The sequence below is a fragment of the Chroococcidiopsis cubana SAG 39.79 genome, from assembly GCF_003991895.1.
Classification (GTDB): domain Bacteria; phylum Cyanobacteriota; class Cyanobacteriia; order Cyanobacteriales; family Chroococcidiopsidaceae; genus Chroococcidiopsis; species Chroococcidiopsis thermalis.
Genome location: NZ_RSCK01000108.1, coordinates 18,479 through 19,432, shown reverse-complemented (window position 1 = coordinate 19,432; position 954 = coordinate 18,479). Strand labels below are relative to the sequence as shown.

The window sequence follows — 954 nt, the reverse complement described above, 5'->3', positions numbered from 1 at the left end:
GAGCAACCCCTCAACACTAAGGATAACGAATTGCGATTGGGTTTGTGTTCTTATGGGGGTGTTAAAGCACGGGGATTGAGATCGGAGCTCATCGCATCTAATGATTAACTTGCCTCCTTTTTTTTTAACATTGCCCTGTCTTGGAACACCGCTGTATTTTTGGTTGACATAGCTCTGAAGCCAGCGCTCAAAACTATATAGGGCAGAATCGACCTTAACACTAATTTATGGGATTAGATTCTTTTGTACGGCTACTCTATGTGCCGGAAGATGCTTTGAGATTGCGTCAGGGCAAACTAAGAGTACAGAAGCTTGAAAAATACACATTAAGAGAGTCAGATGTACTTGAGGCTGCCGAGATACCGATCGCAATCAATGATGCATACAATTTTTTTTCCCAAGCTGATGTTGTTGAGAGAGCAACGTCATACGGCTGGATGCCTGAACTGGAAGAATCGCAAAGCATCTTTGAAACTGAATTGCCTGCTGAAAGAGAAAGTAGTCTTGTATCCCGAAAAAAGGGAACACCTGTTTCAACAAACAGATTCTCACGAAAAGTAAAAGCTCTTATCTTTCGCCCTTTGGCTATAATTAAACGTAAAGTCTTAGCAAGATTTCGGATACATATTCATACGCTAAATAGTAGCCAAATTTCAAAAGATCTTCTATTCAAGTTAAATCATATTCATAATGCAAGAGAGCGAATTAAGCAGGTTTCGTTTTCATCTGATGGAGGATGGGTGGTTTTATATGAAAGAAATGGTTTTCTCTATAGTGATATTTCCAATGATGTGATTGACAAGTTGTGGGAATTCAGCCATGCAGGTGAAGAAATTAAGCAAGTTACCTTTGCTCCAAATGGTGCATGGGTTATTTTACGTAATCGGTGCGATTTCTGGCAATCTAATCTACCCAAAAGGATGTTTAATCAGCTCTGGAGTTCCTTCAATATAG

General features: G+C 39.6%; 1 pseudogene. It reads left to right on the top strand.

The features are described 5' to 3' along the window. Window positions 1-227 precede the first annotated feature (227 nt). Window positions 228-954, top strand: a pseudogene (locus DSM107010_RS32175) (hypothetical protein); the annotation flags it as partial.